The sequence below is a fragment of the Escherichia sp. WS338 genome, assembly GCF_046486405.1.
Taxonomy (GTDB): domain Bacteria; phylum Pseudomonadota; class Gammaproteobacteria; order Enterobacterales; family Enterobacteriaceae; genus Escherichia; species Escherichia coli.
The window spans coordinates 151,075-165,139 of the sequence record NZ_JBJQLL010000002.1 but is presented as its reverse complement, the minus strand read 5'-3'; the positions used below and the strand labels follow the sequence as shown (position 1 = coordinate 165,139).

Annotated in this window: 12 protein-coding genes and 1 tRNA gene; 4 read left to right on the top strand and 9 right to left on the bottom strand. The window is 51.3% G+C overall.

Translation table 11 applies throughout. From position 1 onward, the window contains the following. Window positions 1-98 precede the first annotated feature (98 nt). The 3 genes from ACJHWT_RS02175 to ACJHWT_RS02165 form a co-directional block, all read right to left on the bottom strand. A tRNA-Pro gene (locus ACJHWT_RS02175) sits at window positions 99-175 on the bottom strand. A 74-nt stretch (window positions 176-249) separates the two neighbouring features. Continuing rightward, window positions 250-2,010 carry an LPS biosynthesis-modulating metalloenzyme YejM gene (gene yejM / locus ACJHWT_RS02170; protein ID WP_000256203.1) on the bottom strand — a complete coding sequence of 587 codons (1,761 nt, stop codon included), beginning with the start codon at window positions 2,008-2,010 and terminating at the stop codon, window positions 250-252. A gap of 19 nt (window positions 2,011-2,029) precedes the next feature. Continuing rightward, window positions 2,030-2,257, bottom strand: a complete 228-nt coding sequence (locus tag ACJHWT_RS02165) for a YejL family protein (RefSeq protein ID WP_001135667.1) — start codon at window positions 2,255-2,257, stop codon at window positions 2,030-2,032. Window positions 2,258-2,438: 181 nt separating this feature from the next. Between ACJHWT_RS02165 and yejK the strand changes: the two genes are divergently transcribed. Next, entirely contained in the window at window positions 2,439-3,446 is a 1,008-nt protein-coding gene (gene yejK, locus ACJHWT_RS02160) for a nucleoid-associated protein YejK (RefSeq protein ID WP_000050789.1), read from the top strand. Between the two features lie 138 nt (window positions 3,447-3,584). Here the strand turns inward: yejK and rplY are convergent, their stop codons facing one another. Together rplY and ACJHWT_RS02150 are read right to left on the bottom strand one after the other, a co-directional pair. Next, on the bottom strand, window positions 3,585-3,869 hold the full coding sequence (rplY, locus tag ACJHWT_RS02155) for a 50S ribosomal protein L25 (protein ID WP_000494186.1): 285 nt from the start codon (window positions 3,867-3,869) through the stop codon (window positions 3,585-3,587). A 124-nt stretch (window positions 3,870-3,993) separates the two neighbouring features. Next, a complete protein-coding gene (locus ACJHWT_RS02150) occupies window positions 3,994-5,754 on the bottom strand; it encodes a DEAD/DEAH box helicase (RefSeq protein WP_000578065.1) in 1,761 nt (586 codons plus the stop codon). Between the two features lie 149 nt (window positions 5,755-5,903). Here ACJHWT_RS02150 and rsuA point away from each other — a divergent pair, with 149 nt between their 5' ends. The 3 genes from rsuA (at window position 5,904) to ACJHWT_RS02135 (ending at window position 8,495) form a co-directional block, all read left to right on the top strand. Continuing rightward, window positions 5,904-6,599 (top strand): 16S rRNA pseudouridine(516) synthase RsuA, encoded by a 696-nt coding sequence (gene rsuA / locus ACJHWT_RS02145; protein WP_001234854.1) that lies wholly within the window; start codon window positions 5,904-5,906, stop codon window positions 6,597-6,599. Window positions 6,600-6,626: 27 nt separating this feature from the next. Continuing rightward, complete coding sequence (gene bcr, locus ACJHWT_RS02140) at window positions 6,627-7,817, top strand: multidrug efflux MFS transporter Bcr (RefSeq protein WP_000213379.1); 1,191 nt, start codon at window positions 6,627-6,629, stop codon at window positions 7,815-7,817. A 333-nt stretch (window positions 7,818-8,150) separates the two neighbouring features. Then, entirely contained in the window at window positions 8,151-8,495 is a 345-nt protein-coding gene (locus ACJHWT_RS02135; protein ID WP_000202798.1) for a YejG family protein, read from the top strand. Window positions 8,496-8,498: 3 nt separating this feature from the next. On the opposite strand, the gene yejF is transcribed toward ACJHWT_RS02135, so the two are convergent. From yejF to ACJHWT_RS02115, 4 genes are read right to left on the bottom strand one after another with little or no spacing between them, the layout of a single operon-like run. Next, a complete protein-coding gene (gene yejF, locus ACJHWT_RS02130; protein WP_000194916.1) occupies window positions 8,499-10,088 on the bottom strand; it encodes a microcin C ABC transporter ATP-binding protein YejF in 1,590 nt (529 codons plus the stop codon). 1 nt (window position 10,089) lies between these two features. After that, window positions 10,090-11,115 (bottom strand): ABC transporter permease, encoded by a 1,026-nt coding sequence (locus ACJHWT_RS02125; protein ID WP_000088916.1) that lies wholly within the window; start codon window positions 11,113-11,115, stop codon window positions 10,090-10,092. Beyond that, entirely contained in the window at window positions 11,115-12,209 is a 1,095-nt protein-coding gene (locus ACJHWT_RS02120) for a microcin C ABC transporter permease YejB (protein WP_000501617.1), read from the bottom strand. Before ACJHWT_RS02120 ends, ACJHWT_RS02125 begins: the two co-directional genes overlap by 1 nt. Next, window positions 12,210-14,024 carry an extracellular solute-binding protein gene (locus ACJHWT_RS02115; protein WP_001317951.1) on the bottom strand — a complete coding sequence of 605 codons (1,815 nt, stop codon included), beginning with the start codon at window positions 14,022-14,024 and terminating at the stop codon, window positions 12,210-12,212. Window positions 14,025-14,065 lie beyond the last annotated feature (41 nt).

Genomic DNA, 14,065 nt, shown 5'->3' with positions numbered 1-14,065 from the left:
CAGAAAATAAACAGGCCGTGATGTGTCGCGGTCTGTTTATCGAATTAAATGCAGATATAAAAAAACCAACCGCAATAGGTTGGTTTTCTTGGGATTTTTGGTCGGCACGAGAGGATTTGAACCTCCGACCCCCGACACCCCATGACGGTGCGCTACCAGGCTGCGCTACGTGCCGACTCGTGGCTGCTAATACTACCGTTTTCCACACCGATTGCAAGTAAGATATTTTGCTAACTGATTTATAATTAATCAGTTAGCGATAAAACGCTTCTCGTCTGTCAGTACTTGCAATAACAAACTTAACTGTGGTTTTTCATCTTTCACTCTTTCACCACGTAAGTTGTAAGTGCGGTATTTACCGTTATTGTTCAGCACCAGTGTCTTTTTCGGGGTGGTAATTGCCAGCGTATCGTTATCCGCGGCGGTAACCCAGTAATGGCGGCGTTGAGGGTTGAACAAATCCTGACCTTGCGAATATTCGCTGGCAGGTGTGCTGACATGTAGCAGGCGTTGCATCAGCGTCGTCATCAGATCGGTATGATCAGTCAGCGCATTAATACGCTGCGCCGGCGTGCCTGGCCAGTGAATCACTAATGGCACCTGCAGATGACCGTGGGACCAGTCAAAGGTTTCTTCCTCTTCGCTCAGCGGAATACCCCGCCCGGCAGTGATAATCACCACCGTATTGTCCAGTTTGCCAGAATCACGCAGTGCATTGAGCACGCGGTTGATCTGGTCATCGACATTGCCTGCCGCCCGGCTATATTTCCGTGCAAATGCCTGCTGATTGCTGTCGTCAATGTTTGTGCCATTGAAAGAGACCCACGAGAACCAGCGGTTATCTTCTTGTGCGTAGCGGCCCAGCCAGTTGATCCACTGCGTGGCGGTCTGTTCGTCGGATTGGGTGCGTACACTCGGCATCGAGAAATCTGACAACAATGCCTGACGATACAGCGGGCTGGTAAAGCCATCTGATGAGAATAACCCCAGCTGATAGCCTTGCTGATTAAGCGCAGTAATTAACGCCGCAGGCGTACGAGTCGACAGAATGCCGTCCATATAGCTCGGCGAGATGCCATAGAACAGGCCAAAGATGCCGTTGTCTGTAGTGTTGCCGGAGCTCATATGGCGCGTGAACGAAATATTTTGCTCAGCAAAACCTGCCAGCGCAGGCATCTGCTTCTCGAAGCGTGAGTAGTTCAGGCCATCGACAGTAATCAACAGCACATTCTGCCCGGTGCCCATATCGCGATAGCGCAGTTCGCTTAACGGATACTGAACGGAAACGGCGTCTGGATTACCTTGCTCAATAAGACGGCGTTGATATTCCTGCGCATCAAGCAGGCCATGCTTCTCAAGAAAACGTCGCGCCGTCATCGGGTACGAAAGCGGCAGGTTAGCGCGCTGCATGGTGATCGGGCGATAGAAGTTGGCATCGGCCCAGATATACACCACATGCGAGGCGATAAAGGCGATAAATAAGAATGCGGCCAGCGGGCGCGCGAAGCGCCGACGACGCGTCAGGCTGCGCAGCTTTTGCCAGCTCCACGTCGCAAACACCAGTTCAAGCAATAAAATAACCGGCACGCTGATGAACATCAGCTGCCAGTCGCGCGCCATCTCATTTTCGTCTGGGTTGATAACCAGCTGCCAGACGATGGGATTAAGATGGAGATGGAAACGAGTAAAGACTTCGCTATCGATCAGTAATAGCGTCATTCCCGCCGTTGCCAGAATGACGGACAAAAACCTCATCAGCCTCTGGGAGCCGACGATAAAGGTCAGCGGGAAGAGGATCAGCAAGTAGGTGGCGAACACCAGGAAGCTGAAATGACCGATAATGCTTACGTAGGAATAAATGCGACCAGCAAGCGTTGTCGGCCAGTCGGCGATAAACAGGTAACGGCTGCCAATGACGAGCGAAAGCAGAATATTGAACAGTGCAAACCAGTGCCCCCAACTGACCATCTGGGAGACTTTTTCACGGTAGCGCTGACGATGAGTTACCATAACCTGTTATCTGTTTCCCTTAGTGCGCTTTGTCTTCGTTGATAGAGGACTGTAAGGCGCGGGCAAAAGAGTTGGCAATTGCCTGGCGTTGGGCCGGGGCAATGCTGGTGTTGATAAGGTTAGTGACCATGTTGCCTAACACCATCAGGGAAAGGTCGGTCGGAGCCTTATGTTTTTCCAGTACGTTGAGCAGCTCTGCGAGCAATTGTTCAACCTGTTCATCACTGTAGCGGGAAATTTGTGGCATAAATCGAAATCAGTTAGTTGATGAAAGGGCAACATATTACCGTAGCAACGGTTTTTTTTCTGCTTTTTTATGCGTTAAATCATTCTCGTTACGCCGCCTTCTGTAAAATGACCGCCATCTTTTATTGCGTCGCTTAACCGGCGGTGGTTGAATACCGCCCGGTCTTAAAGGAGAGTTTATCATGAGTCTGGATATCAACCAGATTGCTCTGCACCAGCTTATCAAGCGTGATGAGCAGAACCTTGAGCTGGTGTTGCGCGATTCATTGCTGGAACCGACGGAAACCGTCGTTGAGATGGTGGCAGAACTGCATCGGGTCTATAGCGCCAAAAATAAAGCTTACGGCTTGTTTAGCGAAGAGAGTGAACTGGCGCAGACGCTGCGCTTACAGCGTCAGGGCGAAGAGGACTTTCTGGCATTTAGCCGCGCGGCAACCGGTCGCCTGCGTGACGAATTAGCGAAATATCCTTTTGCTGACGGTGGATTCGTGCTGTTTTGCCACTATCGCTATCTGGCGGTGGAGTATCTGCTGGTGGCAGTTCTGAGCAACCTGAGCAGTATGCGTGTTAACGAAAATCTCGACATCAACCCAACCCATTATCTTGATATCAATCATGCGGATATTGTTGCGCGTATCGATTTAACCGAGTGGGAAACCAATCCAGAGTCGACCCGCTATCTCACTTTCCTGAAAGGGCGAGTAGGGCGCAAAGTGGCGGATTTCTTTATGGATTTCCTCGGTGCCAGCGAAGGGTTAAACGCGAAAGCGCAAAACCGTGGGCTGTTGCAAGCGGTCGATGATTTCACTGCCGAAGCACAACTGGATAAAGCAGAGCGACAGAACGTGCGCCAGCAGGTTTATAGCTACTGTAATGAGCAGCTGCAGGCAGGTGAAGAGATTGAACTGGAATCGCTGTCGAAAGAGCTGGCAGGCGTCAGCGAAGTGAGCTTCACGGAGTTTGCGGCTGAAAAAGGCTACGAACTGGAAGAGAGCTTCCCGGCAGACCGTAGCACACTGCGTCAGTTGACGAAGTTTGCCGGTAGCGGCGGTGGCTTGACTATTAACTTTGATGCGATGCTGTTAGGTGAACGCATCTTCTGGGATCCAGCAACCGATACCCTGACCATTAAAGGCACGCCGCCGAACTTGCGCGATCAATTGCAGCGCCGGACGTCTGGCGGCAATTAATCGGTTTTGTGTTCTGAATGCCAGATGCGGCGTGAACGCCTTATCTGGCCTGCAAAAAATAGCAATACCGTAATCAGGCATAATTTGCAGAGACAAAAAACCCCGCCGGAGCGGGGTTTTTTACAACTTATTCAGCAATTAAGCGCGAACGAAGTCGATGTGCAGCAGCTTCGGTTTGTACGGGTGACGCTGTACGTCCTGAGCTTTAACTTTGATTTCTTTACCGTCAACAACGATGGTCAGAACTTCGCTGTAGAATTCAGCTTTAACTTGCATGTTCATGACTTTGTCGTGATCCAGTTCGACAGCCAGCGGCGCTTCTTTGCCACCGTAGATGATTGCCGGGAACTTGTTAGCGGCACGCAGGCGGCGGCTCGCACCCTTACCCTGCTCTTTACGTACTTCTGCGTTGATAGTAAACATTTCTTTCTCTCTTAAATTAATCCTGCTACAGGCGACCCAGCAACAGGTAAGTGATCTGCTTTGCGTATGCAAAAGCGGGCGAGATTCTATACTCAATCGCCTTATACATCAATCAAAACTACCATTAACCGCGTAATTCGTGCGCCCGACGAAAACGACCTTCGTAATCGAACACTTTTTCACGCACTTGCCAGTACTGACCTTTCATGCGGGCGACGACAAAATCCGGGTGTCGCAGTAATGCTTGCTGGGCGAGGATATCGGCGGCGGTGATCCAGCGCAGAGGGATGCCCGGTGTGCGCGTATGCGGGCGGATAAAAAGCTGCTCGAAGGCGGTACGCTGGGCGGGCGTTTGCAGACGGAAACGCTCACTCACATCCGCGCCGTCTTCATCGTAATAGGTGATTTTCAACCATTCGCCTTTCTCGTCGTGTCCATGCTGCAAAGACATGCCGCTACAGCGTAATACCAGCGCGTCTTTCAGTCGTAGCGCCGCTTTTAACATATCATCCGGATCAACCAGTACCGTGTCACATTCGCGGCAGCGGCGAGCGGCAATATCATTTTCTGCGTTACATTGCGGGCAATTTTTAAAACGGAAACGGAAGTCACACTGTTCGCGATGTCCGTCGTCATCTTCAAACCATCCCTGACAGCGACGACCAAAGTGTTCAATCAATGTCCCGTCGGCGGTCGTTTTCCCCCAAAAGGTGTTGGCAAAACCGCAGGCAGGGCAGAAAACCTGTACCGGAACGTTGTCACTTTTGCCTTTCGGTGTACCAACTTCCGGCGCGTAGAGATCGTGAGGGTTACCCGCATAATCAAGAATTAAGCAATCAGTCTTGCCGGGGGCCAGGCGCAGACCGCGCCCGACAATTTGTTGGTAAAGACTCACTGATTCGGTAGGGCGCAGAATGGCGATAAGATCGACGTGCGGGGCGTCAAATCCGGTGGTCAGTACCGCGACGTTGACCAGATAGCGAAAACGCTGGGCTTTAAAATCATCAATTAACACATCGCGCTCAGAGCCGGGTGTGTCGCCAGTAATCAGTGCTGCATCTTCGGCAGGCAGTAATCCCACAATCTCTTTTGCGTGTTCGACCGTCGCGGCGAAAATCATCACCCCTTTGCGCGTTGCAGCAAACTCCATGATTTGGCTGATGATGTGTGGCGTAATGCGTTGCTGTTTTTTCAGCTCGCGGTTGAGATCGGCTTCGCTGAACAGTCCGTTACTCTGTGCCTGCAAGCGGCTGAAATCGTATTGCACGACTGGCATATCCAGCCGTTCTGGCGGCGTCAGATAGCCGTGTTTAATCATATAACGCAGCGGCAGCTCATAAATGCAGTCACGGAAAAGGGCTTTCTCATCGCCGCGTACCATGCCGTGATAATGGAACTGATAAATCCAGCCTTTGCCCAGTCGAAAAGGCGTGGCAGTCAGCCCCAGCAGGCGTAAGTGGGGATTCACTTTGGTCAGGTGAGTGAGGATTTGCTGATACTGGCTCTCTTCGTCGTCACCAATACGGTGGCATTCATCGACAATCAACAGCGAAAATTCACCCTGAAAGGCATCAAGATTACGGGCGACCGACTGCACGCTGCCAAATACCACTTTACCGTGGCTCTCTTTGCGCTTTAGTCCGGCGGCAAAAATATCGGCTTCCAGTCCCAGTGCCTGATATTTTGCATGGTTTTGCGCCACCAGTTCTTTAACGTGTGCCAGCACCAGCACGCGACCACGCGCCAGCCGCGCCAGTTCCGCTATCACCAGGCTTTTACCTGCACCGGTGGGCAGCACGATAACGGCAGGGGTTTTATGACGACGAAAATGGTTGAGCGTGGCATCCACGGCTTCTTGCTGATATGGGCGAAGTGTAAAAATCATGGTCTCGCGTAGGTAGATTATTCTGCTAATAGTATGCCATGGATCTTTTTCCCTTGAGGGATGTTGTTAGACCGCTATACTGGGCAGACAACAGTTCAGATTTTCGGGTCATTACCCGACCTCCGTTTTTTACAGGCAAAATCACACACATGCGACTTGATAAATTTATCGCACAGCAACTCGGCGTTAGCCGTGCTATTGCCGGGCGTGAAATCCGCGGCAATCGTGTCACCGTCGATGGCGAAATCGTCCGTAATGCAGCGTTCAAACTGCTCCCTGAACATGATGTCGCTTACGATGGCAACCCGCTGGTGCAGCAACACGGTCCACGTTACTTCATGCTCAATAAGCCTCAGGGCTATGTTTGCTCCACGGACGACCCGGATCACCCAACGGTGCTTTATTTTCTGGATGAACCGGTAGCGTGGAAACTGCATGCTGCAGGGCGTCTGGATATCGATACCACCGGTCTGGTACTAATGACAGATGATGGTCAGTGGTCGCACCGCATTACTTCCCCGCGCCATCATTGCGAGAAGACCTATCTGGTGACGCTGGAATCACCCGTAGCTGACGATACGGCAGAGCAATTTGCTAAAGGCGTGCAGCTGCATAACGAAAAAGATCTCACTAAGCCGGCGGTGCTGGAAGTGATTACCCCAACGCAGGTTCGTTTGACCATCAGCGAAGGGCGTTATCATCAGGTGAAACGTATGTTCGCCGCCGTGGGTAACCATGTGGTTGAGCTGCATCGTGAACGTATTGGCGGCATTACGCTGGATGCTGATTTAGCCCCCGGTGAATATCGTCCGTTAACTGAAGAAGAAATTGCCAGCGTCGTCTAACTTTTCAATGACTTTCAGGAGCCCGTTGTGACCACCCGACAGCATTCGTCGTTTGCTATTGTTTTTATCCTTGGCCTGCTGGCCATGTTGATGCCGCTGTCGATTGATATGTATCTGCCTGCGCTACCGGTAATTTCAGCTCAGTTTGGTGTACCGGCGGGCAGTACGCAGATGACCCTCAGTACTTATATTCTGGGCTTTGCGTTGGGGCAGTTAATCTACGGGCCGATGGCAGACAGCTTCGGGCGTAAGCCGGTGGTTCTTGGCGGTACGCTGGTGTTTGCCGCCGCCGCGGTGGCGTGTGCGTTGGCACAAACCATCGATCAGCTGATTGTGATGCGTTTCTTCCACGGGCTGGCTGCGGCTGCGGCCAGCGTGGTTATCAACGCTTTGATGCGTGATATCTACCCGAAAGAAGAGTTCTCACGGATGATGTCGTTTGTCATGCTGGTGACGACCATTGCACCGCTGATGGCACCGATAGTTGGCGGCTGGGTGCTGGTGTGGCTGAGCTGGCATTACATCTTCTGGATCCTCGCCGTGGCGGCGATTCTGGCTTCGGCAATGATCTTCTTTCTGATCAAAGAAACCTTACCACCGGAGCGTCGCCAGCCTTTTCACATTCGTACCACTATTGGTAACTTTGCGGCGCTGTTCCGTCATAAGCGTGTCCTGAGTTATATGCTGGCCAGCGGTTTCAGCTTTGCCGGGATGTTCTCATTCTTAAGCGCCGGACCGTTTGTCTACATTGAAATCAACCACGTCGCGCCGGAAAACTTTGGTTATTACTTTGCGCTAAACATTCTTTTTCTGTTCGTGATGACCATCTTTAACAGCCGCTTCGTCCGCCGTATTGGCGCGTTAAATATGTTCCGCTCGGGGTTGTGGATACAGTTTATTATGGCAGCGTGGATGGTCATCAGTGCACTGCTGGGGCTGGGATTCTGGTCGCTGGTGGTTGGCGTTGCGGCGTTTGTGGGCTGCGTGTCGATGGTGTCATCCAATGCGATGGCGGTCATTCTTGATGAGTTTCCCCATATGGCGGGAACGGCATCTTCGCTGGCAGGAACCTTCCGTTTCGGCATAGGGGCAATTGTTGGCGCATTACTTTCTCTTGCGACCTTTAACTCTGCATGGCCGATGATTTGGTCAATTGCATTCTGCGCAACCAGCTCCATTCTCTTCTGTTTGTACGCCAGTCGGCCGAAAAAACGGTGATCTATTGCACAACGAGGAAGCTAAAAGGCTTCCTTTGTTGATGCATGTCAACCACAAATCTATCATTCCCCCGATATATGTTTATTTTATGTAAAATCAATTTATGTAAAAAGTCACATCATTGTAGTTAAAAAGGTTGAGTTAGATCGCAGAAACGGGTACATATAGCCCCGCAAACGTGACCACGCCCGCAGATATTATTTAAATCAGAGCCATAGAGGCCACGCAGGCGAGGCATCAATCTTTACGATCTGTATAAAGACGGATTGTTGATGATGTGTTAAAATTGATGTAAACAAATTGTGAAGTAAAATGTACTTCCGGGGAAAATAAGTGACTTCATTACAACTCTCAATCGTCCATCGACTGCCGCAGAACTATCGCTGGTCTGCTGGTTTCGCAGGTTCGAAGGTTGAACCGATTCCGCAAAATGGACCGTGCGGTGACAACAGCCTGGTGGCGCTTAAATTGCTTAGCCCGGATGGTGATAATGCATGGTCGGTGATGTACAAACTAAGCCAGGCGTTAAGCGACATCGAAGTTCCATGTTCGGTGCTGGAGTGTGAAGGTGAGCCGTGCCTGTTTGTAAATCGCCAGGACGAATTTGCTGCAACATGCCGATTGAAAAATTTTGGTGTGGCAATTGCCGAACCCTTTTCAAACTACAATCCTTTTTAAGCGTCAGCTCAACGCCAGTAGCTGACGCGTATACTCCTGCTGCGGTGCGGCAAACACGCGCGCGCACGGTCCTTGTTCCACTACTTCCCCTTGTCGCAGTACGATAACCTGATGACATAACGCGCGGACAACGTGCAAATCGTGGCTGATAAACAAATAGGCCAGTTGATGCTTTTGTTGCAATGATTTCAATAGCGTCAATATTTGCGCCTGCACCGTTTTGTCGAGTGATGATGTTGGTTCATCAAGAATGATCAGCGAGGGCTTAAGAATTAACGCCCTGGCAATCGCAATACGTTGCCGCTGACCACCAGAGAACTCCGCCGGATAACGGTGGCGTGTTTCAGGATCTAATCCCACTTCATGCATCACGGCTATCACTTGTTGTTCGCGTTGCGCGGCAGAAAGCGTCGGCTGGTGAACCCGTAAGCCTTCCTCAATAATCTGCAAAACGTTGAGTCGTGGGTTGAGCGAGGAGTTTGGATCCTGAAATACCACCTGAATGCGATGACGAATAGGTAACAGCTGGCGGCGATTTAAATTTTGCAGTGGCTTACCGTCAAAGACGATGCTGCCCTGAGAGTTAATCAGTCGCAGCAGCGCCAGTCCCGTCGTGCTTTTCCCGGAACCAGACTCGCCCACTAAACCCAGTGTTTCACCCGCTCGTAGCGTAAAACTGATGTTTTTCACCACCACATTATGATCCACAATGCGCTTCAAAATCCCTTTGCGAATGGGGAAGGCAACCTGAAGCTGTTCAACATCCAGCAACGTTGAGGCAGGTTCTGGCAATGGGACCGGGTCGCCTGACGGTTCACTGTTGAGTAGCTTTTGTGTGTAAGGATGAGTGGGTGAGGCAAATAGCGTAGCGGCGTTATTTTGCTCGACACAGCGACCGTTTTGCATTACCGCCACGCGGTGGGCCAGTTTTCTGACAATGCTGAGGTTATGAGTAATAAACAGCATACCCATATTCAGCTCGCCTTGCAGTTCGCGCAACAGCTGTAAAATCTGCGCCTGGACAGAGACGTCCAGCGCGGTGGTTGGTTCATCGGCAATTAATAATTCCGGTCGCGTTAACAGCGCCATCGCAATCATCACCCGCTGGCGTTCGCCGCCGGAGAGCTGATGCGGATAATCTGTCAGCCGTTTTGCCGCCTGGCGGATACCGACGCGATCAAGGCAGTTAAGAATTTCGCCACGAGCCGCTTCCCGACGCATCCCGCGGTGGAGTGAAAGCACTTCATAAAGCTGTTTTTCCAGGGTATGCAATGGATTTAACGACACCATCGGTTCCTGAAAAATCATGGCAATCTTATTACCGCGTACACCGCGTAACGTTTGATCGCTGGCATGAAGCAGCGATTCGCCATGAAAACGAATATCGCCGGAGAGATATTCAACCGGCGGGGAAGGGAGCAGGCGTAAAATTGACAGCGCGGTAACGCTTTTGCCTGAACCTGACTCACCCACCAGCGCCAGCGTTTCGCCAGCCTCAATCTGAAGTGAAACATCATTGACTACTGTGCGTACGGTTTGCTGATGGCGAAAACCCACCGACAAATTTTCAATCGCTAACAGAGTTTGCGTCATGCTACACCGCCTTATTAGGATCAAATGCGTCGCGGACGGCTTCACCAATAAAGATCAGCAAAGACAACAATATCGCCACCGACAAGAAGGCGGTGATCCCAAGCCACGGGGCCTGAAGGTTATTTTTCCCTTGTAACAGCAGTTCGCCGAGTGACGGTGAACCGAGCGGCAGACCGAAGCCGAGGAAATCGAGTGAGGTCAGGGTGGTTATCGAACTACATAAAATAAACGGTAAAAAGGTGAGGGTAGCGACCATGGCATTTGGCAACATATGACGCAGGATGATACTGCGATCGCTGACGCCAAGCGCCTGCGCCGCGCGGATGTAGTCGAAATTACGGGTACGTAAAAACTCCGCCCGCACCACGCCGACCAGACTCATCCAGCCAAACAAGACGGTAATTGCCAGCAGCCACCAGAAGTTAGGCTGTACGACGCTGGAAAGTAAAATAATCAAAAACAGCGTCGGCATCCCTGACCATACTTCAATAAAGCGTTGCCCCCAGAGATCGACTTTACCGCCGTAATAGCCTTGTAGCGCCCCCGCCAGCACGCCCATCACGCTGGAACAGAGAGTCAGCATCAGGCCAAACAGAACCGAGATCCGCGTGCCATAGAGAATGCGCGCCAGCACATCGCCGCCATTGGCATCCGTTCCCAGCCAGTTTTGCCGGGAGGGTGGAGAAGGGAAGGGCTTATCGGTAGCAAAGTTGATACTGGTAGCACCAAAGCGAATCGGTGCCCACAGTACCCAGCCGTTATTTTCCAGCCGTTGTTTCAGCCACGGGTCCTGATAATCAGCCTGACTTGCCAGCGGGCCGCCAAAATCGCTTTCGCTGTAGTTTTTCAACAACGGGAAATACCAACTGCCGTCATAACGCACCAGCAACGGTTTATCGTTGGCGATAAGTTCAGAACACAAACTCAAACCAAACAAGACGAGGAAAATCCATAACGACCAGTAGCCGCGACGGTTATGACGAAAACGCGCCCAACGGGCCTGATTGACGGGGCTGAGTCGCGACATTAACGTCCCTCAAAATCTATACGCGGATCGACCAGCGTATAGCTGATATCACTGACAATATTCAGCAGCAGGCCAATCAGGGTGAAAATATACAAGGTACCAAACATTACAGGATAATCGCGCGAGACGGTCGCTTCGTAGCCCAGTAAGCCAAGACCATTGAGTGAAAACATCACCTCAATCAGCAGCGAGCCGGTAAAAAACATGCTGATAAACGTCGCCGGAAAACCGGCAATCACCAGCAGCATGGCGTTGCGGAACACATGTTTCCAGAGAATATTTTTTTCACTTACCCCTTTCGCACGTGCCGTCACCACGTATTGCTTACGCACTTCATCAAGGAATGAGTTTTTTGTCAGCATGGTCAGAGCCGCAAAGCCGCCAATCACTGTCGCCAGCACCGGCAGCGTGATATGCCACAGATAATCGGTGATTTTCTGATACCACGGCAGCGAATCAAAGTTAGCGGAAACCAGGCCGCGCAGAGGGAACAGGTCGAAATAGCTGCCGCCCGCGAAGAAGACAATCAGCAGGATGGCAAACAAAAAGGCCGGAATGGCGTAGCCGATGATGATAAATGCACTACTCCAGACGTCAAAACGGCTCCCATTATAAACAGCTTTGCGAATGCCTAACGGAATCGACACCAGATAGATAATCAGCGTGCTCCACAATCCGAGGGTGATGGAGACCGGCAGACTGTCTTTAATCAGCGTCAGCACCGAGGCGCTGCGAAAAAGGCTGTCGCCAAAATCAAAACGGATGTAGTCCCAGAGCATTTTGAAGTAACGTTCGTGGATCGGCTTATCGAAACCGTAGCGATGAGTGATCTCGGCGATCACTTCTGGATCTAATCCGCGTCCGCCACGGTAATTACTGTCGCTGATATTACCGACGCCCGTTTGTGCATGGCTGGCGCGAACACCTTCACCGCCTGCACCGGGTAATACACCAGTATTACCAAACTCAATGGCGGCGATGGCCTGGTCGACCGGACCGCCAGGCGCAATTTGCACGATGAAAAAGTTGATAGTGATAATCGCCCATAACGTTGGGATCACCAGCAACAGACGGCGAATCAGATAAGCGCCCATCTACTCTCCCTGTTGTCTGGCTGACGGCAGTTTGGCCGCTTTATTAACGTCATACCACCAGGTATCGATACCCAAACTGTAAACAGGGCGTACAGCGGGTTGGGAGAATTTATCCCACCAGGCGAGACGGTCTTCCGCCATGTACCACATTGGCAGCATGTAATAATTCCACGTTAATACGCGATCCAGTGCTCGCCCCAACGGCAGTAATTTTTCTTTATTTCCCTGCGCGGCAATGATTTGGTTGATCAGCGAGTCGATAACCGGGCTTTGCACGCCGGGGGCATTATAAGTGGAATTGATATATTCCGATGACCAGGAAATCTGTAAATCGGAACTGGGCCACGGCATCGCCCGCCATACGCGCGGCATCATGTCATAGTCGCGACTGCGCATGCGGTTGGTGATTTGCGAGTTATCCACCTTGCGAATGTCCATGTTGATACCCAGCCGTTGCAGGCTGTGCTGGAACGGCAATACCCACTGACTATTGCTGCTTGCGGGAAGCAATAATTCAAAGCTGAGTGGCTGACCCGTTGTGACATTAACGCGTTGCTGACCCTTCAGCACCCAGCCTGCTTCGTTGAGAAGTTTGTCGGCTTTTAACAGGTTGTCACGATCGTAGCCATCGCCTTTGGATACCGGCGGCTGGTAGATTTGCGTGAAGACTTCTGGCGGTAGATCTTTTTTCATTGGTGCCAGAAGCACCAGTTCCGCGGCGTCGGGGTAATTTTTGGCCGCATATTCGGTATTCTGAAAATAACTGTTCGTGCGACTCCAGGCATTGTAAAACAACGCTTTGTTCATCCATTCAAAGTCAAAGGCGAGAGTGATCGCTTCCCGGACCCGGCGATCGCTGAATACCGGACGTTGGATATTAAACGCCAGCCAGCGCGTATCCTGGGCTGATTCGTTCTTTTGCTCATCTTTGATGATGTATTTTTTATCGAAATTTTTACCGGTATAGCGCGTGGCCCAGTTTTTGGCGTCGTTTTCCATACGCAAATCAAAGGCACCTGCTTTAAACGCTTCAAAGGCGACATTATCATCGAGGTAATAATCGTAGCGAATGGTGTCGAAATTCCAGCGTCCACGGTTTACCGGTAAGTTTGCTGCCCAGTAATCTTTCACGCGGGAATAGACAATATTTTGCCCCATTTTCCAGGACGTAATGCGGTACGGACCACTGGCAAGCGGAGGCGTGGCGAGCGGGTCGCTAAGTTTGTGATCTTTCCAGTACTTTTCTGGAAATACCGGCAGCGAAAACAGACTCAGCATATCTTCTTTGCCGGGTTTAGCTAACTCAATGCGCACGGTTAACGGCGCAATGGCTTTGACGGTGGTGCCTTTGTAGACCAGACGAAATTGCGGCACGCCTTCGGTCATAAATTTTTGAAAAGTAAACTCTACATCGCGGGCAGTAATGGGCGAACCATCATGAAAACGGGCGCGCGGATTAATAGCGACCTCCACCCAGGAATAATCGTCAGCATAGCGTGCGCTTTCAGCAATCAGCGGGTAATAACTGCCTGGTTCGTCATCGGAAGTCGTAAATAGCGTGTCGTACAGCTGCTCGGTGCGTGCGCCCGGGTTGCCGCGTAGTGCATAGCGGTTGAAATTATCGAAGGTGCCGAGGGCGGACAACGTTATTTGCCCACCTTTTGGCGCGGCGGGGTTCACATAATCAAAATGGTTGAAATTAAATGCGTACCGGGGTTCGCCCAGTACGGCAAAGGCATAGCTTTCCTTGATAGCCTGCGCCTGCGCACCAAAGGTGAACAGAGCGATAAACAGCAGCAGTATGCGCACAATCATCTGCAACGGATTTCCTTTTACTCATCATTAGCCGCAATCCG

What these genes read in the sequence shown, in the direction of transcription:
- ACJHWT_RS02165 (WP_001135667.1), bottom strand. Translation starts at nt 2,257, where the DNA reads ATGCCACAAATTTCCCGCTACAGTGATGAACAGGTTGAACAATTGCTC.
- ACJHWT_RS02115 (WP_001317951.1), bottom strand. Translation starts at nt 14,024, where the DNA reads ATGATTGTGCGCATACTGCTGCTGTTTATCGCTCTGTTCACCTTTGGT.
- rsuA (WP_001234854.1), top strand. Translation starts at nt 5,904, where the DNA reads ATGCGACTTGATAAATTTATCGCACAGCAACTCGGCGTTAGCCGTGCT.
- ACJHWT_RS02150 (WP_000578065.1), bottom strand. Translation starts at nt 5,754, where the DNA reads ATGATTTTTACACTTCGCCCATATCAGCAAGAAGCCGTGGATGCCACG.
- yejM (WP_000256203.1), bottom strand. Translation starts at nt 2,010, where the DNA reads ATGGTAACTCATCGTCAGCGCTACCGTGAAAAAGTCTCCCAGATGGTC.
- yejF (WP_000194916.1), bottom strand. Translation starts at nt 10,088, where the DNA reads ATGACGCAAACTCTGTTAGCGATTGAAAATTTGTCGGTGGGTTTTCGC.
- rplY (WP_000494186.1), bottom strand. Translation starts at nt 3,869, where the DNA reads ATGTTTACTATCAACGCAGAAGTACGTAAAGAGCAGGGTAAGGGTGCG.
- yejK (WP_000050789.1), top strand. Translation starts at nt 2,439, where the DNA reads ATGAGTCTGGATATCAACCAGATTGCTCTGCACCAGCTTATCAAGCGT.
- ACJHWT_RS02120 (WP_000501617.1), bottom strand. Translation starts at nt 12,209, where the DNA reads ATGGGCGCTTATCTGATTCGCCGTCTGTTGCTGGTGATCCCAACGTTA.
- ACJHWT_RS02125 (WP_000088916.1), bottom strand. Translation starts at nt 11,115, where the DNA reads ATGTCGCGACTCAGCCCCGTCAATCAGGCCCGTTGGGCGCGTTTTCGT.